The sequence below is a fragment of the Nocardioides sp. SYSU D00065 genome, from assembly GCF_017916425.1.
In the GTDB taxonomy this organism is placed as follows: domain Bacteria; phylum Actinomycetota; class Actinomycetes; order Propionibacteriales; family Nocardioidaceae; genus Nocardioides.
In genome coordinates, this window is the sequence record NZ_JAFMSX010000004.1 from 198713 (window position 1) to 221294 (window position 22582).

General features: G+C 69.0%; 17 protein-coding genes. 1 reads left to right on the forward strand and 16 read right to left on the reverse strand.

Annotation, left to right across the window (positions count from 1 at the left end; genetic code table 11):
• The 15 genes from dpdF to J3P41_RS16560 form a co-directional block, all read right to left on the reverse strand.
• On the reverse strand, window positions 1-2526 hold the full coding sequence (dpdF, locus tag J3P41_RS16490) for a protein DpdF (protein WP_210651548.1): 2526 nt from the start codon (window positions 2524-2526) through the stop codon (window positions 1-3).
• Entirely contained in the window at window positions 2526-5606 is a 3081-nt protein-coding gene (gene dpdE / locus J3P41_RS16495) for a protein DpdE (protein ID WP_307862039.1), read from the reverse strand. The genes dpdF and dpdE overlap by 1 nt, the downstream gene beginning before the upstream one ends.
• A 708-nt stretch (window positions 5607-6314) precedes the next feature.
• Window positions 6315-8090 carry an AAA family ATPase gene (locus J3P41_RS16500; RefSeq protein WP_210651550.1) on the reverse strand — a complete coding sequence of 592 codons (1776 nt, stop codon included), beginning with the start codon at window positions 8088-8090 and terminating at the stop codon, window positions 6315-6317.
• Between the two features lie 182 nt (window positions 8091-8272).
• On the reverse strand, window positions 8273-9775 hold the full coding sequence (locus tag J3P41_RS16505) for an FGGY-family carbohydrate kinase (protein WP_210651551.1): 1503 nt from the start codon (window positions 9773-9775) through the stop codon (window positions 8273-8275).
• Entirely contained in the window at window positions 9768-10487 is a 720-nt protein-coding gene (gene deoC, locus J3P41_RS16510) for a deoxyribose-phosphate aldolase (protein ID WP_210651552.1), read from the reverse strand. The genes J3P41_RS16505 and deoC overlap by 8 nt, the downstream gene beginning before the upstream one ends.
• Window positions 10480-11085 (reverse strand): glucose-6-phosphate isomerase family protein, encoded by a 606-nt coding sequence (locus tag J3P41_RS16515; protein ID WP_210651553.1) that lies wholly within the window; start codon window positions 11083-11085, stop codon window positions 10480-10482. Before J3P41_RS16515 ends, deoC begins: the two co-directional genes overlap by 8 nt.
• The gene (locus J3P41_RS16520) at window positions 11082-12062 is read right to left on the reverse strand and encodes a phosphotriesterase (RefSeq protein WP_210651554.1); all 981 of its coding nucleotides are present in this window, start codon (window positions 12060-12062) and stop codon (window positions 11082-11084) included. Before J3P41_RS16520 ends, J3P41_RS16515 begins: the two co-directional genes overlap by 4 nt.
• The gene (locus tag J3P41_RS16525; protein WP_210651555.1) at window positions 12062-12961 is read right to left on the reverse strand and encodes a shikimate dehydrogenase; all 900 of its coding nucleotides are present in this window, start codon (window positions 12959-12961) and stop codon (window positions 12062-12064) included. The genes J3P41_RS16520 and J3P41_RS16525 overlap by 1 nt, the downstream gene beginning before the upstream one ends.
• 23 nt (window positions 12962-12984) lie before the next feature.
• Window positions 12985-13608: a bifunctional 4-hydroxy-2-oxoglutarate aldolase/2-dehydro-3-deoxy-phosphogluconate aldolase gene (locus tag J3P41_RS16530; protein WP_246862352.1), complete on the reverse strand. Its 624-nt coding sequence runs from the start codon at window positions 13606-13608 to the stop codon at window positions 12985-12987.
• Window positions 13609-13634: 26 nt separating this feature from the next.
• Entirely contained in the window at window positions 13635-14618 is a 984-nt protein-coding gene (locus tag J3P41_RS16535) for an NAD(P)-dependent oxidoreductase (protein ID WP_210651562.1), read from the reverse strand.
• A complete protein-coding gene (locus J3P41_RS16540; protein ID WP_210651564.1) occupies window positions 14615-15679 on the reverse strand; it encodes a zinc-binding dehydrogenase in 1065 nt (354 codons plus the stop codon). Before J3P41_RS16540 ends, J3P41_RS16535 begins: the two co-directional genes overlap by 4 nt.
• 75 nt (window positions 15680-15754) lie before the next feature.
• Window positions 15755-16705 carry a substrate-binding domain-containing protein gene (locus J3P41_RS16545; RefSeq protein ID WP_307862041.1) on the reverse strand — a complete coding sequence of 317 codons (951 nt, stop codon included), beginning with the start codon at window positions 16703-16705 and terminating at the stop codon, window positions 15755-15757.
• Window positions 16706-16888: 183 nt separating this feature from the next.
• Window positions 16889-17896, reverse strand: coding sequence for an ABC transporter permease (locus J3P41_RS16550; RefSeq protein WP_210651578.1), 1008 nt, complete (start codon window positions 17894-17896; stop codon window positions 16889-16891).
• Window positions 17893-19434: a sugar ABC transporter ATP-binding protein gene (locus J3P41_RS16555; protein WP_210651580.1), complete on the reverse strand. Its 1542-nt coding sequence runs from the start codon at window positions 19432-19434 to the stop codon at window positions 17893-17895. The genes J3P41_RS16550 and J3P41_RS16555 overlap by 4 nt, the downstream gene beginning before the upstream one ends.
• Window positions 19428-20255: an SDR family NAD(P)-dependent oxidoreductase gene (locus J3P41_RS16560; RefSeq protein WP_246862353.1), complete on the reverse strand. Its 828-nt coding sequence runs from the start codon at window positions 20253-20255 to the stop codon at window positions 19428-19430. The genes J3P41_RS16555 and J3P41_RS16560 overlap by 7 nt, the downstream gene beginning before the upstream one ends.
• A 155-nt stretch (window positions 20256-20410) precedes the next feature.
• On the opposite strand from J3P41_RS16560, the gene J3P41_RS16565 reads away from it, so the two are divergent.
• Window positions 20411-21211, forward strand: a complete 801-nt coding sequence (locus J3P41_RS16565; RefSeq protein ID WP_210651585.1) for a GntR family transcriptional regulator — start codon at window positions 20411-20413, stop codon at window positions 21209-21211.
• A 380-nt stretch (window positions 21212-21591) separates the two neighbouring features.
• On the opposite strand, the gene J3P41_RS16570 is transcribed toward J3P41_RS16565, so the two are convergent.
• On the reverse strand, window positions 21592-22578 hold the full coding sequence (locus J3P41_RS16570; RefSeq protein WP_210651587.1) for an NAD(P)-dependent oxidoreductase: 987 nt from the start codon (window positions 22576-22578) through the stop codon (window positions 21592-21594).
• Window positions 22579-22582: the final 4 nt, after the last annotated feature.

Genomic DNA, 22582 nt, shown 5'->3' on the forward strand with positions numbered 1-22582 from the left:
TCAACTCCTGGGCAGTAGTTCGAGCGCCGTCGCAGCGGGGAGGGAAGGAATGTCCTTCCCTACCGAACGGCCGCCTATCTTCTGCGCCTCGGGCATGAGCAGTATGTCAACAAGAACTCTGCCGCACTGGTCCTTGCGCACGGCCTCCCGTCGAGCGAGCCATCGACGCGATACGTGTTGCCCAGGCGCGAAGTAAGAGAAGCTCGAGATTGGGGACAGGTCTACTGGCGACAGTGGCAACGCGTCTGTGAACACCTCGGCGGATGATCGCCTCCCGGCGGACGACGACAGCCCGGCAACGTGGCCAACGCCAAGTTGCATCAGGCCTGCGGCCAAGCTCGCAACGACGGCGTCATCCTCGTCCTCATAGGTGAGCACCGCGCATCCGTTCTGTCCGCGGCAGGAAGCGGCGAACCTCTCCAGTTCACTAAGGTCTGGCGTTTCCACGGCCCAGGCCTGCACCGGCGCGGGTGCCGGGTCGTCGAACACTGGGAGACCTAGGTAACGGCACGCCGGGCATCGTCCGCAGTCGCCAATAGGTTGCATGAACTCCAACCGACTTCCCCATTGGCGTACGAGTTCCTCGCTGGGCGCGTAGGCCTCCGAGATCCCACGGCATGCACCCAACTTCAGGCGCGACACGTCGCGGATGCGAGCCAAAGAATCGGCCGAGTGAGACATCTCGTCCAGTTGCCACGGACGCCAAACGTCGTCCCAGAACGCTGGCGTGCCGAGCCGCGCCGCAATGCGACTTACGGCCGTCCAGTCGGATATCTCGACGTCTTCCTTGTTGACCAGCTCGCGGATGTCCTCGACATCAAACTGTTCACGTTTCAGTTCGCCCAACTCGATTAGCCCCTGAACAACCTGAGCGTTCCAGCGGCGGTTGAAATCGCCCCTGCCCACAGAGCCACGGGCGCCTTCGAGGTCAAGGAATGTACGCCCGTTGAGATCCTTTCGATGATTCCAGAGATCCTCCCAACGCTTCCTGGCGGTCTCAGGAGACAGAACCTTGACGCCGAGGCTGTCTGCCTCGGCGTCATCCCCAGGAGCAGCCAACAGGTAGGCCGCACACGCGAATCCATCGCGGCCGCCTCGACCCAACTCCTGGTACCAACGATCGACCGTCTCCGGCAGGCAAGCATGCACGACTGCGCGAATGTGCGGGTAGTCGATGCCAAGGCCGAAAGCTGACGTGGCGACAACAAGGTCGATACCACCTGCCGTCCCGGGGTTGGCACGAATGCCCTGCAGAATCTGGGCCCGCTCCGCGGCCGAACTTCGCCCGGTCACGACGGCCACTCGCCCGTATCCCTCGTCACGGAGTCGATTTGCCCATTGCTCGGCTGCGTCGGGCTTGGTCACATAGAGGACCGCTGGGCGTGCGCAGTGGGCGAGGGTGTCGAGCACCCGGTCGACACGCTCGTCAGGACCCGCCGCATGCGAAATCCAGATGTCAGGCTCGCCGCGCAACGCATTCGCCACCACGGGACTACACGCCTCGGTGCCGCCGAATAGATTGATGAGGTCGGTCATCTCGGCGTTTCCGAGCGTCGCGCTGAGAAGCAGGGTCACGACTCTCTGGTGACCTCGCCGCTCGGCGAGATTCATGAGGTCGCGTCGAAGGTCGGCGAGCGTTCTGAACTCCGGCCGGAAGAACCGTCCCCATTGGGTAACAAGGTGGGCTTCGTCAATAACAAACCCTTGCAGGCGTCCGATCGCGGCGGCGTCCTGCAGGGTCTGTCGAAGAGCGCGGGTCATCGATTCGGGTGAGGTCACCAGAAGAGGTTGCTGCCCGTTAGCGATCCTGGTCTTGATGGCCTGCCGAGTCATCTCGTCTGTGCTCGCAGTCCACGCGAAGTGCAGCGACTCGGGCTTCACGCGTCTGTTGCGGCGCGCAAAGTGATCCCGAAACCGACGTTCGAAGTCGTAGGCGAGCGCAACCGTCGGAACAACGATAACGGTGAGACCTGTCTTGGCCCTGTCCGACAAACACAGCGCGATCTCTGTCTTTCCTGACCCCGTCGGCAGCATCGCGATCACCGTCGACCCCTGCGGCGCGGACACTACTGCTCGGCACGCCGCGCGCTGCCCTGGGGTGCGGTAGGTGTCAAAGTCGGTGCTCGCCTTGAAGAACGGATCGGCCTGCAGAGGTTCGGTGTGGAAGCGATCGCCCTCTGCGGTGCCGGCCAGGGCTGCTGCGTCCGGCGTGCCGCCGTCTGGCTCGAGCCAGTCAGGTGTCCAAGGAGTCGCTGCCCACATGCCATCCGGGCGACGACGAATCCCAACGAGTTCCGCGGTCGTCGTCAGTGTGCCCGTGAACTCGTCGCACAGTTCGATCGGCACCTCGCGTGAGTCCCGCAGTGACCACCGGCGCAGGAGTTGACGCAAAAGCACGGCGCAATCGAGTTCCGTCGCGCCTGGGTCACTGAGGCAGTTGACGATCCGCGAATGAAGATCGTCGCTAACCGCAGGCACCTCCTCGCCGGTCCGCAGGTACTCGATCAACCTCTGTTCTTCGCCCATCAGAAGTTGTCCTCCGGCCAGAGGACGCACGCCCCACTGGCGACCATGCGGATTGACGGGTTCTCAATGCCGCAAGCAAGGGCCCCGGCCGCCGTACGCTCAATGCTGAGTTCCTCATATGCAGCCTTACGCTCAGCCCCACTTGGAAGCCGCAACGCTCGCGCCTCAAGAATGGCCATGCGGCGTCCCGTCTCCTGCTCAGCAGATTCGAGAGCCTTTTGCACGGCCGTCGCGAGGCGGTCGGATCCGCGGACCTCCCCCCAGGCGACACCCGCACTCTCGCGACACAGTTGGGTCCACGTCGGCAGTTCTTCAAGCACTGGTGCCCAGATCTTCCCTCGCAGTACCTCGTCGCGCCGAGCGTCGTACGGAAGATCCAACACTGAGTCCTGAAGCGATTGCGGCGCCAAACCGGAGGCGTCACTCCATACCTGGATGCGCAGTGGCTGAAGGTGAGACTCCCCGCGGCGGGTGAGCCTTCGGCGCGCGGCGGCGTCAACCGGTGCGAAGTCGCCCGCGTCGAATTCGACGAGAAACTCGCAGTGAAGCCAAAGGGCCGGGGCGGCGAGACCTGGCACCGGCCGGACGATGGCAGACGCGCGGCCGCGCTCGTCGGACACTAGGTAGTCTTGGAGCCAATCAACGAGGGGGTCGCCGATTCGAAACGGTGAGACGCCCGAATGCTCGAGAGCGGCATCGCGGTCCAACGCCTTCGGCTTCAGCAGCCTTTCTAGCTCAGCGGACTCGTAATTCGACAAGCCAATTGAACGCCCACCGCCGAAGCGGAGCACTCCGCCGGATGACTCCGTCGGACGAAGCGCTAGCGAACCCGTCCCGCTCGTTAGTCGTCGGAGGGCCGACCGCAGACCGTGGAGGTCACGCTCGTAGTCGAGGAGGTCCCCGAAGGGTTCGTCTGCGAAGACCGTCGCTGCCTCGACCGACTCCAACTCCTCGAGCAGGTCGATGTTGTCCCGCTCATCCTCCAGTTCATCGCGCAGGTCGGCAACGTCAACCCGGAGCGCATCGCTGCCCAACTTGAGCAGGTTCTCGAGCACATCGCCCAGGACGCGCGACAGGAGTCGTTGCACCGTCGAGACCGAACTGTCGAGTACACCCACTCCACTACTCAGAAGGTCGATGTGAGCTGAAACCCACTCACTTGAAGGTTCGGTCAGTACGACGATCTCGGCGGGTTCGGGGCGCACGGCGTACCGGTCGAGCCGTCCGATGCGCTGATCGAGGCGGTTGACGTCGAGCGGCAGATCGAGATTGATGAGGACTTCGGCTTCCTGAAGGTTCCGTCCTTCCTCCATTGTGGTGTCGGCAAGCAGCAAGCCGCCGCCGTAGTCGCCAAGGAAGTCAGTGACGGCCTCGTCGCGCTCCTCGGGAGACATGGATCGATAATGGTGGTGGATCTCGGCGTCGTAGTCGTTCGTGAACACCTCATCGAACTGGTCGAGCAAGTGCGGAAAACTCGAGGCCACGATGACTCGTTGACCGGCATTGACTCGCTCCCAAGCGATGTCAACGGCGACGCGGGTGCGTTGCCCCAACCCGGCCATCTCGAGGCGGGCCGCGGTCATTTCAAAGAGCGCTCTGTCATCGGGCGATTGGGGGCGGCGCAAGTAGTCGCGCAGCGCGCTGGGGCCTGCCAACCCATGGAGCACTGCCATCGCGAACATAGCGCCAGCGCCCGAATCACTCAGGCGTAGGCGGTAGGTCTCCAAGAACTCGTCGACAACCTGGCGGGCTGGGTCGTCGACCTCGACAAAGGTTGGCACCCGGCCGGCGACAGCGTAGGCATCGGTAAGTTCGCTGGTGCGGCGGTGCCGGATCATGCGCCGGCTAATCCGGTAGATCTCGCGGACGTAGTCCGCCAACTCACCCCACACCGGAGCTTGCGGGTCGTCCGAGGCGCGGCAGGCAGCAGTCAGCCTCTGAACGTTTTCATCGTCCGGAAAGTCGGTCTCGACGCTGCCAAGCACCATCGTTTTCTGGCGAAGACTCGCCCTGCGTGTGGCCAGCACCTGAACGTCTCCCGCGCTGCGCTCGCGTTCGTCGAGCCTTGCGCGGAACGAATTGGTGGAGGTGCCAGCAAATGCCACCGGGTCGACCAATGCCAGCAGTCGCCTGAAGGTTTCGGCGTCGCCACGCATCGGCGTGGCGGACAACGCCAGAAGCCCGTCGACCTGCTGCAACTCCTTCTCCAGCGTTGAGCCCACGGCGACGTGCCTGAAGATGTGGTGGGCCTCGTCTAGCACTACTAGGTCGTAGTCGGTTAGGCCGCCCCGACTACGGATCGCGACGGCCTGGATGGAGCCGTGCGGCACGACGGTAAGTTGCGGCCCGTGGAGCGCCTCCCCCAGCCCAAGGCGATCCCTCAATTCCGAGATCCATTGGCCCTGCAGCGTGTCTGGGCAGAGAACTAGGACGCGCGCATGCGGGTCGTCAATGAGCAATTGGCGAATGACGATTCCGGCTTCGATTGTCTTGCCGAGTCCCACCTCGTCCGCCAGCAAGTAGCGCATGACCGGATCGGCGAGGATCCTCGCGGCCGTGTCGACCTGATGCTGGAAGAGGTGAATCGGAGCTGAGATCGCGGCCGTGAGACCGCGCGCAACGCGCCGCTGCTGCACCAACTCGGACAGCAAAGCCGATCGGGCGTCGTAGAACTGCGGCGTCTCCGCGAGGCCGTGGGCGATCGCTTCCGCGGGATTGTGCAGCGGCTGCGCCCAACGAATAGTGAACTGGTCTTGGTAGAGGAGCAGGCTCTGGGCGTGGCCGACCAACGAGACGTGATAGCGGCCGGCCGATGCGGCCGCGTCGATGACGCCGGCATGCCAGCCGTACGGCTTACCGCGCACCCACACACGGGTGCCGACCGGGATTGGCTTGTCGATGACGTGATCACGCGCAACGCGGATCTCGTGCTCAGCAACCTCAGGAACATCGACGAAGGCCAGGACCAACTGGCCGTCACTCACACCCTTGCAGTAGCCCAGCCCCAACTCCGGTCGAGACGTGGCGCGCAGCCATCTGCCGACGAAGTGGGAAGCAGGCATCATTGGCCCGCCACTCATTCGTTCGACCCCTGCGAGACTCCTCTAGTGCGGGCATCCCAGGCATCACAAGTTGTCCCCCGACCCATGCCAGTAGGTTAACGATCTGGGCCGACACTTGGTGGACTTTGACTCCATGACCCGTGGTCGATGCCTGCCCGCGCGCTCCGGACCTGAGGGATCAGTGCTCAGGATCTAGCTGTGATGCCCAGGCATGACAGCTAGTAGGTCCTCGGCAGCCCCGACCTCCCGCGGCTCATGCTGCGGATCGCGCACCTGCCCGAGGTGATGGCCACCAGGACCACGAGCTTGATTGAGTCCCACGCAAGGACGAGAACAGCAAGGTTCAACCACCCCGGGGCGCCCTCGGCGACAGCGACGGCAACAGCGTGCATCGTCAAGACGACGAGCCCAACGGCGCCGGCCAGCGCAACGATCGTCCGCCAGCGTGGCTCATGAGCGCGCACTCGACGCACGAGCAGATTCGATGGTGCGTAGAACTGAAGGTAGCGGTGCGCCGCCCCAACGGCGACGACGACTGGCAAGGCGAGCAGAATGAGCACGAGCGCCTCCGGTGGGTCGGTCCCCCTCGATACGCCGTGCAGTTGCCGATCGCCAACGGCCACGGGGTGAACGGTGGAAGAGCAGTGCTCACGGCCGTCTATGGCGGCGAAATGGCGACGAGGTGCACAGCCGATGCAACCGCATGGGGTTCGAACGCGTCCGCTGCTAGGACCGTGCGTACGGCTGCGAGCACGCGCTGACGATCTGCACGCTGGGCGTCGTTGTCGGCGCCGCCCCGACGAGCAGGTTGGACGCGATCTTGTAACGATCGCGGTACACCGCGACCGTCGTCGCCGCGTCGAGCCAGGCATCGTCAAAGCCCGCGCCGACTGAACGCGGTTCGAGTCGCCGGACCCAGGGCCTGCGGCTCGCGACCGCTTCTTCGGCAAGTGCGCGTGCCCGCGACTCGATCAGTTCCTTCCGTTGGTCGATCGCCTGCCGGTCCTCGGCAGACATCGGGCCGAGCGGCTCGGGGATCAGGCCGGCGATGAGTCGCGGACGGAGACGGCAACCACGCGGCGGGGTCGCTGCGAGTTTGTCGACCTGGTAGCGGAGAACAGCGGCGATGTCGTCGGCGTCGTCGAGACCGTGCCGCCCGATGACCCGCGGCAGAAGACGTTCGAGATCGTGGTGGTACGCCTCGGCGCGTCGTAGTGCCGCCGTGAGCGGGCCGAAGGCCGTCGACTCGACGACCGCGGCGTGCTGCTCGGTAGTCAGCCCGGAGCGGCTGAGGAGGTCGACGAAGCGGTCGTGCTGAGCGTCGGCGGCGATCGTCTCGAGTTCGGCCGCGAGCCGGTCGATGCCGCCGTGCAGTTCGCACTCACCCTCGATGGTCTGCGTCGCTGATAGGTCGGCGCCGCTGTGCTGGAGGACGCCGTACAGAACTGTCCTGGCCGTCACGTCATCCGTCTCCGGCGTGGAGTGGCTGTCGTCGGGCTGGTCGAGGGCGACGTACGCGATGTTCGACTCGCGGCCGCGGGTCATCGAGACGTAGAGATTCTCTCGGGTCGTGGATGCGGTCACGACGATGTGCGCCGTATCGACGGTGACGCCCTGCGCGCGATGCGCGGTGACCGCGTAGCCGAGGTAGACGTGCTCGGCGACGTACTCCGGCGGCAGGACCGTTCGCCCACCGCGGGCGTCGAGGCGCTTGACCAGGACTGAACCGTCACGCCGAATGTCGGTGACTAGCCAGCGGTCGCCGTTCTTCACCCACCCGCCGCGCATCGTCCGGATCCGGCGGTCGTTCTGGCGCGTGATCACAACGTCGCCCACCGAGGCTCGACAGCCGTCGAGCAGGTCGACCTCGCGGTGGTCGACCGCACCATCCAGGAGCAGCCGCTCGGCCCGGGCGCGTTCGTTGAGCGCGCGGACGTCCCGCGCCGACTCCGTCACGAGGATGCTCGCGCGTCCAGCCCCGCAATCAGCGCGCCAGGCGACGTACGCGGCGTCAACCATCTCGTCGGTGAGACCCTCGCGGATCCGCTTGTGGCGGCCGTACGTCGAGATGACCTGGACGTCACCGCGGCTCAGCGCGAGCGAGGCCTCCTTCTCCCATTCGTTGGCGAACCGGTGGATCTCATTCAGCGCCGGTGCGTCCGCACGCCGGCCGACGAGGAGCGCGAAGGCTCCGCCGGCGTCGACGGACTGGAGTTGGTGGGGGTCGCCGACGAGCAGGATCTTGGCGCCCGCGCCTGCGGCGATCCCCGTGAGCCGATCGAGCGTCACCGTGTCGGCCAGAGTCGCCTCGTCGACGATCACCAGCTGACCGCGCCGCAGCTCGGTGCGGCCGCGGTCGTACTCGTGGAGCCTCTTCGAGGTGTTCTCGCATGCGACACCGAGGTCGTCGGCCAGCGCCTGGGCCGCCGCGGCGGGCGGGGCCAGCCCCACCACGCTCCCCCGCCCCTTCTCCTGGATCCAGGCCGCGCGGAGCGCTCTCATCGTGGTGGTCTTGCCGGCCCCAGCCACGCTGGACGTGTCGTCAGGCGCGTCCACAACAACGGTTGCGAGTGGTGCGTCGGCGACGGCTCCGGCGACGTCGACTGCGGCACGAAGGTCACCGCCGACGTGTCGCGCAGCTTAAGGATGTGGACCTGTCAGGGGCCTCATCGGCGTACCGCCGGTCAGCTCCGAGCGGCCGAGGCGTTGCGCCGCACCGCCTCCTCGAACCGAACCGCGACGCCGTTGTAGAGCTCCGCCCGGCCGGGGTGCGGCTCGTGCCGTTCCTCGACCCGGTGGGCTTCCTCGGCGGCGGCGAAGCCGTCCCACGCGCCGACGCCCACCAGCGCGAGGGTTGCCGCGCCCAAGGCAGCGGCCTGCTGGTTCACGGTGGTGCGCACGACCGGCACGTCGAAGATGTCGGCGTACATCTGGTTCCAGCCCGGATGCCGCGAACCCCCTCCCGACAGCAGCACCTCCTCCGGAGGATCAACGTGCTCGGCTAGGAGATCCAGGCCGCGTCGCAGCGAGAGGGCCACGCCCTCCATCGCGGCGCGCACCACGTGCGCTCGGGTGTGCATCAGGTCCAGGCCGGTCAGTCCGCCCCGCACCGAGCCACCCCCCTCCAGCGGCGTGCCGCCGCTGAGCATCGGCAAGAAGAGCAGTCCGTCGGCGCCGGGCGGTGCGAGGCAGCCCTCAGTGAGGAGGTCGCTGACATCGGAGTCTGGGGCGAGCACATCGCGCAGCCAGGTGATGGTCGTCCCAGTGCTGAACGTCGAGAGGGCGCTGATGAAGAGCCCCGGGACCACGTGAGCGAAGACGAAGGGCCTGCTCGCGGCGTCGAGCACCGGCTTCTCCCCCGTCGACGTGATCCAGCTGGACGAGCCGAGTGACGCGTAGACCCGTCCAGTGCGCGTGCCCCGCGACCCGAGCGCCATACAGGCGTTGTCCACGCCCCCAGCGACGACGGGAACGCCCGGAGGGAGGCCCAACGCGTCACCGGCCTCGCCGGTCAGGACTCCGACCCGGTCCGTGGCCTCGCGCACCGGCGGGAGCAGCCGAAAGTCCAGTCCAGCGCTGACCATCAGCTCCTCGTCGTAGGTGCGGGCGTGCAGGTTGTAGACGCCACTGCCGGAGGCGTAGGAGTGGTCGGTGGCCAGCTGGCCCGTCAAGCGGAGGTTGATCCAGTCCTTGGACCCGAGCAACCACCGGGTGGCCGCCCAGCGCTCGGGCTCGTGGCGCTGGAACCACATGGCCTTGAAAGCCGGGTACATCTCCGGCGCGAACCCGTTGCCGGTCGTCTCGTACCACTTCTGCGGGTCCACCCGCGTGAAGAACTCGGCAGCCTCGACGTGCGCGCGGGTGTCCGACCAGATGGGCGTCGTGTCTCCCACCACCTCGCGACTGGCGTCGAGCAGCACCGCGCCCAGGCTGTGTCCGGACACCGACACCGCCGCAACGGCGCCCCGCGCCGTCGGGAGCTCGGCCAGCAGGGTCCGGACCGAGGTGACGACGGCGTCCCACCAGTCCTGAGGCCGCTGCTCGTTCCAGCCGGGCCTGGGGTGGGTGGTGGCATAGTCGACCACCGCCTGGGCCACGCACGCACCTGCGGTGTTCCACAGCGACGACTTGCAGCCGCCGGTGCCCAGGTCGAGCGCGAGGACGAGCGTGCCCGGCTGCTCAGGCACGCGAGGCCTCCCCAGCAACGGAGGGGTCCTGGGCAGCCTCCGCTGCGAGCTCGGCGGCCACAGCGGCGTTCATGCCGAAGCGGGTCACCCCGAGAGCGACCATCGCCCGCACCGTCGCGAGGTCACGCACGCCCCCCGCGGCCTTCAGCTCGGCGGCACCGGCAACGGCCTGCGCCATCACCTCCACGTGGTGCACCGAGGTGGGCACCCCGGACCACCCGGTGCCGGACTTGACCCACGGGACTCCCGCCTCGACGGCAGCGCGACAGCCCAGCCGGATCTGGTCGTCGTCGAGGTGACCGACCTCCAAGATGGCGCGCAACGGGAGTCGCCCAGCCACCAGCGCCACGATCTGCGCCAGCTCGTCACGGACGAAGTCGACCTCCCCCGAGCGCAGCCGCCCGACGTTGACGACCACATCGAGCTCCTGCACCCCGGCGTCGAGCAGCGAGCGGGCCTCGAACACCTTCGTCGCGGTGGCATTGCCGCCAGCTGGGAACCCGACTGGGGCGCCCACCAGCGTGGTGGACCCGGCCAACAGCTCGCGCATCACCGGCACCCAGTGCGGAAGCACGTGCGCGCTGACGAAGCCGCGCTCCGTGGCGACCTCGGCGAGCGCGGCGAGATCGGCGCGGGTGTGGAAGGCCTGCACACAGCTGATGTCGACGTGCTGCGGCAGCTGGCGGATGTCGACAGTGGTGGGCTCAGGCACGGTATCCCTCATGGTCGGTGTTGGCGCGGGTGGTCCAGCCATCGCCGGAGCTCACGACGAGGTTCTTCATGCCGCCGGCGTCGTGGATCAGGCCGTAGTCCTGTCCCGCGTCGGCAGGGTAGATGAACATCGTGACGAACCGCGTGCTGCCCACATTGACGCTGCGGTGCACCCAGTGTCCCGGGACGTAGACCGTGTCGCCCACCGACATCTCGATCGCCTCGCTCCGTCCGTCCACGGTCTCGAGCAGCATGACTCCCTGCCCGGCGAGGCAGGTGTAGACCTCGGATCGGTCGGCACGGGCGTGCAGGTGGCCGCGGGTCATGAAGAACTCGTCGCCGACCCTGCCCGGCTCCAGGACGCTGATGCCGGTGATCAGCCCGCCTGGTCCGTCCTCGGTCTCGCTGGCCTCGACCCAGTAGACGGGTGCGCCGTCGTCTGCTGCCAGGAGGCGGTCGTACGCGGCTGCGTCGCGGTAGATCCCATTGAGGTCGGCGAGGTGCTTCTCGTAGCGACCGTTGGAGCCGGACAGCCTGCCGGCCACGGGGTCGGCGGTCAGCTTGACGGGGGGCACCGGGGCGCCGGGGGGTGTGGTCACGAATTGCTCCTGCTCTGGTTGCTGTCGAGGTGGCGCGCCAGGAGGCGCGCGGGGTTGTGCACGAGGGCGGTGGTGACGAGGTCGCCGCGGCCCTCCGCGACGAGACGGGGTACGACGCGCGCGCCGAGATAGGCCAGACCCGGCATGCCTCCGTATGCGGTGTAGCGGCTGCGACGCGCGACATCGCCTCCGAGGAGGATGCGGTCGGCTCCCCCGAGGTCGGCCACCTCGCCGATCAGGCCTATCAGGGTGGAGTCCGGCCAGGTTCGGGTGCGGGCGAACCCGTCGTAGCCGAGGTATGCCCCCGCCGCGGCGAGCTCGCGATGCAGCCCAGGGTCGGGGTTGCGATCCACGTGGGCCAGCACGACAGCGTCGGGGGCCACCCCGTGACCGGCCAGCACGTCGAGAACCTCGAAGGGCGCGCTTCCGTGCTCGAGGTGCACCATCACGGGGGCGTTCGTGCGGGCGTGCGCGAGCCCGACCGCATGCAGCACCCGGTGCTCGAACTGCGTGATGCTCCAGTAGCCGATGCCCGCCTTGAGCATCCCTGCTCGCACCGAGCGGCCGTCGGGACCGGACGCGCCGTCCGGCGCGCCTGGTCCGTCGAGACGGGGCATCCCGGAGGTGATGTCACGCACGAACAGCGCGGCGAGCCGATCGACGCCGAGGCTGGTCAGCCAGTGTCCAGCCGGGTAGTGCGCCTCGCGGTGGGCGCCCGTGGTGGCGATCACCGTGAGGCCGGTCGAGGCGCTGATGCGTGCCAGAGCCGCGGGCTGCCGGCCCAGACCGGTGGGGGTCGCGTCGACCATGGCCGAGAAGCCAGAGTCCCGTAGGGCGAGCGCCTCCCGCCCGCTGGCACTCTCGTCATCGAGCTCGTCGCCCGGAAGCAGCGGCGAGACCTGGAACAGGTGCTCGTGGTAGTCGACGCGACCCAGGGCATCGGCGTCGAGGTCTCCCAGCACTGTGCGGACCAGCATCATCGGCCTCGGCCGGCGAGTGCCGACAGGTTGTCGAGCACCTCCGGGGTCATCGGCACCTGGAAGACGTCAGCGATCACCTGAGTCCAGCCATGGATGAAGTAGCGCCATCCGTCGATGACCTCCAGATCCCGCACGTCACGCTGGGCCTCCGCCTGGTGCAGCAGCTCGAGGGAGCCGCGGTAGTTGAACTCCCAGACCACACCCCGGCGGGGGAAGAGTGCGTCCGGACCCAGCGGCGAGCCCGGCAGGTCCTTGCCCATGCCGGTGGCATTCACCACCAGGCTGCGCTCCGGCAGCGCCCTGAGCAGCGCGTCCACCTCGTCCGGTCCTCGCGTGAGCACGTAGCGGATCCGCGCGGTGTCCAGGCCTCCGCGCTCATGCAGCGCGCGGTGGTGTCGCAGGCTCTTCTCGTCGATCGCCGTGCAGATGATCTGCTCCGGCAGGTCCTGACGCGTGCCGAGCGTGTACGTCAGCGCACATCCGGCACCGCCCGAGCCGAGCACCAGCGCTGCGCCGCCGGTAGCGAAGTGGTCCGGTGCCAGGAACTCCTCGAGCGCCAGCCGCACGGTGACGGGGTCCTTCGCCGCTCCGACCAAGCGCCCGTCGCGCTTGGCGATCGAGGACACCTCCCCGAAGGTCGTCGCCAGCGCATCGAGCTCGTCGAACAGGTCACGACAGTGGTCGTACACGGCGATCTTGTGCGTGGTGACAAGCGCGCCGTGGTGCTGGGGGTCCTTCGCGATGCCCGAGACGAGATCGTGGTAGACGGCACCCGGAGAGCCGGGGAGCACGTCGTGCCCGACCAGCCGCGTGGTCGGCAGCCCCAGGGCGACCGCCCACCGAGGGAAGACCTCCATGATCGAGGATGAGCCGGTCGTGACGCCGACGAAACCCATGTAGGAACCGTCGTCCCGGGCGCTCACGCTGCCGCCCGAGCCGCGTCGTACGCTGCCGCGAAGCGCCGTGCCTGCGCCTCGATCTCGTCCCACCGCCCGGCCACCATGGCATCCAGAGGACACAGCTCGCCTCCGGCGCCGACGGCGACCGCGCCCGCGTCGAGCCACTGGGCGACGTTGCCCGCATTGACGCCACCGGTCGGCATCATCGCCACGTCGGGGAACGGAGCGCGTAGCGCCTTGAGGTAGGATGGCCCGCCCACGGAGGCGGGAAAGACCTTGACGACGTGGGCTCCCAGCCGCGCGGCGGTCATCACCTCGCTGGGGGTGAGCGCGCCGAGGCAGACGGCGGCCCCGGTCGCGATCATCGCGGAAGCCAGGCTCTCGTCCGTGCCGGGACAGACGAGGAACTGTGCCCCGGCCTCCGCGGCTTCCTGCGCCTGGACCTCGCTGCGGACCGTGCCCGCGCCGAGCACGACGGCGTCGCCGTAACGGCGCGCGACCTCCCGGATGGCGGCCGGCGCGTCGGGTGTGCTGAAGGTGATCTCGATGCCGGTCACCCCGCCCGCGACGAGCGCGTCGACGGCAGAGACGGCCACGCCCGCGGAAGGGGCGCGCAGCACGGCGACGACACCGGCGTCGCGCATTCTGTTGACGGTGGTGGATGAGTTCATCAGGGAAGGCCTGTCTTGTTCGGTGGCGCGACGACCACATGAGGGAGTTCGACGTCCTGCACCCAGGCGAGAACCGCGTCGACGACTCCGCGCGTCATCGCGTCGACGGCCTCGACGGTCTGGGCTGCGGCGTGGGGGGTGAAGACGGTGCGGTCGGTCAGGGACGGGTCCAGCAGCGGCGACGCGCTGCCCCCGGACTCGGTGGCGAGGGTGTCGGCTGCGAAGGCTCGCACCCGTCCCTCGGTCAGTGCAGCGGCCATGGCTGCCTCGTCGACGAGGCGCGCACGGGCGGTGTTGACCACGATCGGACGGCGCCGGACGGCTGCCAACCAGGCAGCGTCCACGACGACGTCGTCTCCTGGAGCGTGCAGCGAGACCGCGTCGCAGCGTTCGGCAAGCTCCCACAATGCCGCGGGCTCCATCCCGGCGGCACGCAGAGACACGGGATCCACCCACGGGTCGTGCGCCAGGACGGTGGCTCCCAGCCGCATCAGCCGCTCGGCGAACCCGCGCCCGATCCGCCCGGCGCCGACGATGCCGACGCACAGGGAGGAGATCTCTCGGGTGCGGTCGACCCGCCAGTCGCCGCTGCGGACCCGCCGGTCGCCCTGCGCCACGCTCCGCAGGGCGGCGAGCAGGAGCCCGAGCGCGTGGTCGGCGACAGCCGCGCTGTTGGCACCCGGGGTGTTGGTGACTGCGACCCCGTGCGTGCGGGCCGCTTCCAGATCGACAGCGTCGACGCCCACGCCGTAGCGAGCCACGAGACGCAGTAGGGGCGCCGCGTCCAGGTGGGCCGCGGTGACCGGCCCGGTGCCGGCGATCCACGCCTCGACCTCAGCAAGCTCGGGGCCGAGCCGGGCGAGGTCGTGGTCGGGGCTCCCGGTGAGGATCCGGACGCCAGCCTGCTCGAGGGCTGCCCGGCCGTCCCAGTCGCCCGACGAGAACGACCGGCTGGTGACCAGCACGGTCGTACGGGCGCTCACGAGACGCTCCGGTGCTCGGTCATCGCCGGCGCCCGGTCCCCGACGACGAGGACCTTGACCTGATCCGCGGCACCGACCGCAGCGAAGGCGCGTGCCGCCTCATGCAGGGGAAAGCGGCCGGTGACGAGGTCCTCTGCGGAGACGAGCCCGGCGGCGACGTGCGCAATCGCGGCTTCGAAGTCGGCGCGCGTGTAAGTGATCGCCCCCTGCAGCCGGACCTCGTACTCCTGCAGTCGCGGCAGGTCAACCTCGACCGGCCTCCGGGCACCGCCGACGACGACGACCGTGCCGCCCTTGAGCGCCATCGTGATCGATGCCGCGACGGTGGCCGCCCCGGCGACGCAGTCGAAGACCACGTCCGCGCTCTCTCCGAGCGCGTCGCGGGCGGCCGTGGCCACGTCGCCGTCGGCGTCCAGCACCGCGTCGGCGCCGAGACGCACCGCGAGGCTCCGCTTGGGAGCAAGCGGGTCGACCACGACGACCTGTCGCGGGCCGTGGCTACGCGCCACGGCGAGCGTCAGTAGCCCGATGGTGCCAGCTCCGACGACCACTACGCTGCGCCCGGCCAGTGGGCCGGCCAGTCGTACGGCGTGGCAGGCAGTGGCCAGCGGCTCGATCAGCGCTGCGTCCAGGTCTGACACCGACGCGGGCACGCGGTGCAGGCGGTCGACGGGCACCACGAACTGGTCGGCCATGCCGCCCTCCGTGAAGCCGCAGCCGAAGAAGTCGAGTCGCTCGCACACGTTCTCCCGCCCGCCACGGCAGGTCTTGCAGTCGCCGCAGGGCAGTGTCGGCTCCACCACCACCCGATCGCCGGGGCGGAGAACGCCGTTGTCGGGGTCGATCTCGTCGACGACCCCCACCACCTCGTGGCCCGGGTGGTAGGGCGGGGCGAAGAAGGCATGGGTGCCACGCACGCCGGCCGTGTCGGAGCCGCAGACGCCGGCCACGAGGAGACTGACCGATGCCTCGCCGCTGCTGCGCGGCGCGCGCGGCGCGTCGACGACGTCTATGGCGCCGGGGGCGGTGACGACCACGCGTCGTCGGGTGGGAGCGGCCATGTCCTTCTCTTTCTCGGTGGGTCGGTGGGTGCTGGCTGACCGGGGGCCCGGTGTGTCTCCCGGGCCCCCGGGAGGTCACTCGCCGGGAAGGTTCTCGTTGGACAGGTCGCACTCCTCGACCGACGTGCAGGCGTCGAGGTTGTCGTCCACGAGGTCGGGCAGCGTCTCGACGAAGGCGTCGGACTCGGTCATCACGTGCTTCATGTAGGCGTCGACGTTCTCCTTCGTCACCTCGCGCATCGTGTACGGGTACTCAGGCATCACGTCCTCGCCCTCGAGCAGGCGCAGGGTCACCGCGAGGCCGGTGGCGAGCTCGACGCGCCCGTGCTGGAGCATCGTGCCGACGAAGTCGCCGTCCTTGACGGCCTGGAGACCGTCAGCCACGCCGTCGACGCCGGTGATCGGGATCGACTCGCCGGCCTCGGTCATGGCCTGGAGCGCCCCGAGCCCCGGGTCGTCGCCGCAGGAGGCGACGCCGTCGATCTGGTCGAAGGCGGTCAGCCAGTTCTTCATCCGGGCGGCGCCTTCGGGACGGCCGTTGTTCGCGGCCTCACCCTTGGCGATCACCTCGATGTCGGGGTACTCCGCGAAGACCTTCTCCATGCCGGCGGTGCGCGCCAGCTCGTAGGAGCTGCCCAGCACGCACTGCAGGATCACGACATCTCCCTTGCCCCCGAGGTGCTCGGCGAGCATGCGGGCGTTGCCGGCCCCGGCAGCCTCGTCGTCGGGCACGACGGAGGAGGCCAGCAGGTCGGTCTCCTTGATCGTGGTGTTGACCGCGACTACCGGGATGTCGGCTGCCTGCGCCTGCGCGAGCTGCGGGGAGAGCGAGTCGTACTGGACCGGCACGATGATGATCGCGTCGACACCCGCGGTGATCATCTGCTCGACCTGGTTGGCCTGGGTGTTCACGTCGCCGTCGGCGGAGTTCCAGAGCAGGTCGATGCCGCGGGCGTCGGCGTACGCCTCCATCCCTTCACGACCCTGGTTGATGAAGTTGCCCTCGCCGTAGACGGTGACACCCACGCGGTACCCGCCGTCGGAGCTCTCGGAGCCGCTCGCCCCGCAGGCTGCGGCGCCGAGGAGGAGACCAGATGCGGCGATTGCGGCCGCTAGTCGCTGGGTTTTGGGCATGACGATTCCTTTCGAGAACCTTCGGAGGAGTGAGAGGGGTGAGCAGACTGGGCGGCGCTCGAGGGCGCCGCGGAATCAGGGCAGCTTGCGCGTGACGAAGACGTCGATGGCCACGGCCATCGCGATCAGCGCGCCGACGATGACGTCCTGCCAGTAGGAGGGGACGAGGAGGATGTCCAAGCCGTTGTTGAGCATCTGGATCAGCAGCAGGCCGACCGCGGTGCCCCACATGGTGCCGCGGCCGCCCATCAGGCTCGCTCCCCCAATCACCACCGCGGCGATGGCGTCGAGCTCGTAGCCCGATCCCAGCGTCGGTGCCCCGCTCTGGACCCGCGAGGACAGCAGCACGCCGGAGAGCCCCGCCAGCAGGCCGGAGATGGCGTAGACGCTGAAGAGGACGCTTCGCACGTTGATCCCCGCGATCTGCGCGGCCACCCGGTTGCCGCCGACCGCATAGATGCGGGTGCCGTACGTCGTGCGCCGGATGATGATCGTGAGCACCACGAAGCCGGCGATCGCGAACCACACCGGGAGCTGGAAGCCCAACCACTTGGTGTTGGCCAGGTCGCCGTAGCTCGACGGCAGACCCGTGATGGGCGCACCGTCGCCGACGGCGTACGCCAGACCTGAGGCCGCCGTCAGGGTGGCCAAGGTGGCGACGAACGGCGGCACGTTGAGCATCGCGACCAGAAGCCCGTTGACCGATCCGACAGCGAGTCCGACCACCAGGGCGACCGCGACGGCCGTGGCCGCCGAAGAGCCGTTGTCCATGATCATCCAGGAGGCCGACATCGCACTGAGCGCGATGGTGGAGCCGACCGAGAGGTCGATGCCGCCGGTGAGGATCACGAGCGTCTGGCCGAACGCGATCAGCGCGAACGGCGCCGCGGCGATGAGGATCGTCTGCAGGTTCGCCGTGGTCCCGAAGCGGGCGTTCTCGGAGTAGAAGTACAGCGCCGAGAGCAGCACGATCACCACCATCGAGTTGCGCACCAGGAACGCCTTCAGGTGTGCGCTGCGCGGCACCCGGGCCTCCCCGGGCGCGGGGGTCACCGGTTGCTCGTCGATCACGGCCGTGTTCATGCGAAGCTCCTCGTAGTCATGCCGGAGGCGAGGCGGAAGATGTGGTCCTGGACATCGGGATGGCGCAGCGCGGCGCCGCTGAGCTCGCCGGCGATCTGCCCGTCGCGCACGACGAGGACCCGGTGCGCCAGCCCGAGGACCTCTGTCATGTCGGAGGAGGCCATCAGCACCGCCATCCCCCGCGAGGCGAGCTCAGTGATCGCGCGGTATATCTCGCCGCGAGCGCCCACGTCGACACCTCGGGTGGGCTCGTCGAGCAGCAGGACCTTGACGTCGCCGGTGAGCCACTTGCCCAGGACGACCTTCTGCTGGTTGCCGCCCGAGAGGTTGCGCACGGCGGGGTTGTCGCTGGCTGAGCGGAGCCGGACAGTGCTCATCGCGTCATGGGCGGCGCCCCGAGCCTTGCGCCGGTGGAGCCAGCCCAGCGTGGAGAACGTCGCAAGATGGGGAAGGACGACGTTCTCGACGACGCTCATGCCCAGCACGACGCCGCCGACCTTGCGGTCCTCGGGCACGAGTGCCATGCCGCGGGCGATGGCGGCCTTGGGACCGGACCCGCGCACGTCGTGACCAGCCACGGTGACGGTGCCGCTCGCGGGCCGTCGGACACCCATCAGAGCCTCGAGCAGCTCGGTGCGCCCGGCACCCACGAGGCCGGCCAGCGCGACGATCTCGCCAGGGCGGGCCTCGAGGTCGACGGGGGGCTCGTCCTTGTCCAGGCGCAGTCCGGTGACGCGGAGCACCGGCTCGTCCTGGGGCGTGCCGCGCTCGGGGAAGAGCTCGCCGAGCTCGCGTCCGATCATCGCCGAGACGATCCCGTCGTCGGTGATGTCGTCGAGCGCCTCATCACGGGTCAGCACCCCGTCACGCAGCACCACCACCCGGTCGGCGAGGGCCCGGATCTCGGCCATCTTGTGCGTCGTGTAGACCATCGCGACACCTTTCTGCTTGAGGCGTTCGACGACGTCGTAGAGCCGCTCGACCTCACGCTCGGAGATCGCCGACGTGGGCTCGTCCAGCAACAGCACCTTGCTGCCGGAGGAGGAGTTCTTGACGATCTCGACGATCTGCTGCAGCGCGACGCTCAGACGTCGCATCGGGATGCCGGGGTCGATGTCGACCCCGAACTCCTCCAGCAGTCCGCGGGCCCGCGAGCGCATCGACCGCCGGTCGAGCGTGCCGACACGCGACGTGAGCTCGCGACCGAGGAAGATGTTCTCGTAGACGGTCATGTCCAGCACCGGCGCCAGCTCCTGCGGCACGATCGCCACTCCGGCGGCGTGCGCGGCGCGCACCGACGTGGGGCGGGCGCCCCCTTCGACCTCGACGTAGCCGCCGTCGGCGCGGAGCTGTCCGGCGATGATCTTGATCAGCGTCGACTTCCCGGCACCATTCTCCCCAGCGAGGGCGGTCACCTCCCCGCGACGCAGGCCCAGGGAGACCCCGCGCAGAACCGGGACGCCACCGAAGGACTTGGTCAGGTCGCGGACGTCGACCACGACGTGTGGTCTGGCCGGCGCCGTGGCGCTCGTCACCATGCGAGGTAGCCGCCGTCGACGGGAACGACGGCGCCGGTCATGTAGGACGCGGCGTCGGTGGCCAGGAACCCGATCACGGAGGCCACCTCCTCGACCCGGGCCAGGCGGCCCATCGGGGTCATCGCGGTCCAGCGCTCGCGCCAGTCCGGGGGAAGGCCCCCGAGCAGATCGGTGTCCACGAATCCGGGGGCGACGGCGTTCACGCGCACGCCTGCTCCGGCGAGCTCGACGGCGAGGCAGCGGACGATCAGGTGAACGGCACCCTTGGACGCGTTGTAGGCGGTCTGTGCCTGAGGTGTGTTGGCGATCTCCCCGCTGATCGAGCCGACCGCGACGATGGTACTGCCCGGAGCCATCCGCTTGGCCGCCTCACGCGCACACCAGAACGTGCCGTTGGTGTTGACGTCGAGCACCCGTTGCCAGTCGTCGGGAGCGACCTCGAGGGACGAGCCGTGCAGGGCCACGCCCGCCGAGGTGACCAGCACGTCCAGGGAGCCTGAGCCGGTCAGGACGACGTCGAAGGCCGCGGACACCGCGTCGACGTCAGTGACGTCCACCTGCATGAACTCGGCTTCGACCCCACCGGCTGCCAGCGACTCGACCGCCTCGGCCCCGGCCTGCTCGCGAACGTCCCAGATCACGCACCGCGCCCCCAGGGACGCCAGCTCGCGCGTCACAGCGAGTCCGATCCCCTGAGCTCCACCGGTGATCACGGCGGTCCTACCTCGAAGCGTCAGATTCGCGAGCACGGCTACCTCCACGGCGTCGAACGAATGGGTGGGTGGGCGAGGACGAACGTGACGACTGCCCGTGTCGACCATCACACAGGTTGTACGTACAGGATGTCAACAGGACTGGCGGAACTTTGCCAATCCGATCGCCACCCTAGGCGTACAACGGGCGCGCCACCGTGGATCTCTTGTGATCGTGCGCGGACAACCGGGCTGGACACGAAAGCCTGTTAGGTTCTCATGACATGGGAACAGGTATTGATCGCACGTCTCCGTTGCCGTTCTACTACCAACTGAAGGAACTCCTCGCAGCGGAGATCCGGCACAGCGCCCTGCCGGCGGGGTCCCGCCTGCCAGGAGACCGGGAGCTCTGCGAGACGTACGGCCTGTCGCGAACCGTCGTGCGCCAAGCGCTCTCCGAGCTGGAGCTCGAGGGGCTCATCGAGCGGATCAAGGGCCGTGGCACCTTCGTCGCCTCGCCGAAGACAGCAGAGGGACTCGTGCAGTCGCTCACCGGCCTCTACGAGGACGTGGCGGCGCGTGGCGGTCACCTGCGCAGCGTCGTCCACCGGCTCGACCTGGTTCCGGCCAGCGACCCGATCAGCCGCGACCTGGACCTGGCGCCTGGCACCCCCGTCATCGCGATCGAGCGCCTGCGACTCGTCGACGACAAGCCGTGGGTCTACACGATCACCCACCTCCCCTACGATCTTGCGCCGGGCCTGCTCAACGAGGACCTCTCCGAGCAGTCGCTCTACCGGCTGCTCGAGGACGAGTACCAGGTCCGGCTCGCCCGAGGCCGTCGCTCCGTCGAAGCCAGCACCGCCAACCTGCACCTCTCCGAGGAGCTCGGGATCCCGGTGGGTGCCCCAGTACTGGTGCTCCGCAGCATCAGCGTGGACGAGCGGGATCGGCCCGTGGAGACCTTCGTGGCCTTCCACCGTGGCGACAGCAGCCGCTTCGAGGTCGAGCTGGGACGCTCGGGGGCCGAACCGGTGCGTCCATTGATGCGGCTCACGCGCGGATCCACGGTGCCGACCACCTGAATGGACGCCGTGCCAGGACCCTCGAGTCCGCATGTGCACAACGATGAGCAGCCCGAGCCGCGGCGTGGCGGCGTACCTCGACATGTACCGCATGCGGTGACGTGCATCGAGCCGCCCGCAAGCGGAACCTAGAACGGATCGACCCGCAACTCGCGGGCTGGTACGCGCGTCACACATCTACGGCCTGCAGACGGAGGCCGGCGTGGGCCCGGCCGCCGCCTTCCCGTCAAGAACGAGGTGTCCGTCCCGCACCAGGATCGGACGCAAGTCCTCCTCTCCCCCGCGACTCGACTTAGAGAGGTAGCGCCACAAGCAACGCTCTGCCCGGTGTCGTCCTCGCAACCTCGTCGATTCGCTCAACGCTCGCAGTGGTGGCCGGCTTAGGCGCGGGTGACCGGAGTCCCGGCGTACCACGCCGATAGGGCCTCGAATCCCGCTTCGAGCCCGACGGTCGGGGCCCACCGCAGCAGCTCGCGGGTACGGCGCTGGTCGAACCAGTGCGCCGTCGTCAGCTGCTCGGCGAGGAAGCGGGTGATCGGCGGGACGGATGTACGCCCCGTGACCGCCCAGACCCGGTCGGCGACCGTGCCGGCAGCCACGGCCAGGGGCACCGGGACGTCCCGGCGCGGAGGAGGCACGCCGGCTGCCCGGCACACCCGGTCGAGGATCTCGGCGACCGGTCGGGGCTCTCCCCCGCTCACGACGAGCGCCTCGCCGTGGGCGCCCGGTCCGCAGGCGTCGACCGCGGCCACGAGCGCGGCGGCGGCGTCGTCGACGTACGTGGTGTCGATCAGCGCGGTGCCGCCGCCGATCAGCGGCAGGCGCCCGCTGCGCGCGCGGGACACGAGCCGGGCGACCAGCTGGGTGTCGCCGGGGCCCCAGACGAGGTGCGGCCGCACGGCCAGCACCGCGAGGTCGGGCCCGTCGGCGGCCAGGGCGAGCACCTCGGCGGCCGCCTTGCTGCGCGAGTAGTGTCCGCGGGCGTGCTCCGGGTCGGCCGGCTGCGCCCCGTCGCCGACGATCGGCCGGCCGGTGTGCGCCACCGACGGCGACGACACCTGCACGAACCGGCCCACGCCGGCTGCCCGGGCCGCGGAGACGAGGGTGGCGGTGCCGGTCACGTTGGCGCGCTCGTACGCCTCGCGCGGCCCGACGACGTCCACCTTGGCCGCGAGGTGGAGGACGGCGTCCTGGCCCCGGACGGCGCGGGCGACCGGCTCGTGGTCGGCGACGTCGCCGAGCACCTCGCGGCAGTCCATCCCCGCGCTGCGGCGCTGCATCACCGTGACGTCGTCGCCGCGCTCGAGGAGCAGCCCGGCGGCGGTGCGTCCCAGGAGCCCGGAGGCGCCGGTGACCAGGACCTTCATGCGC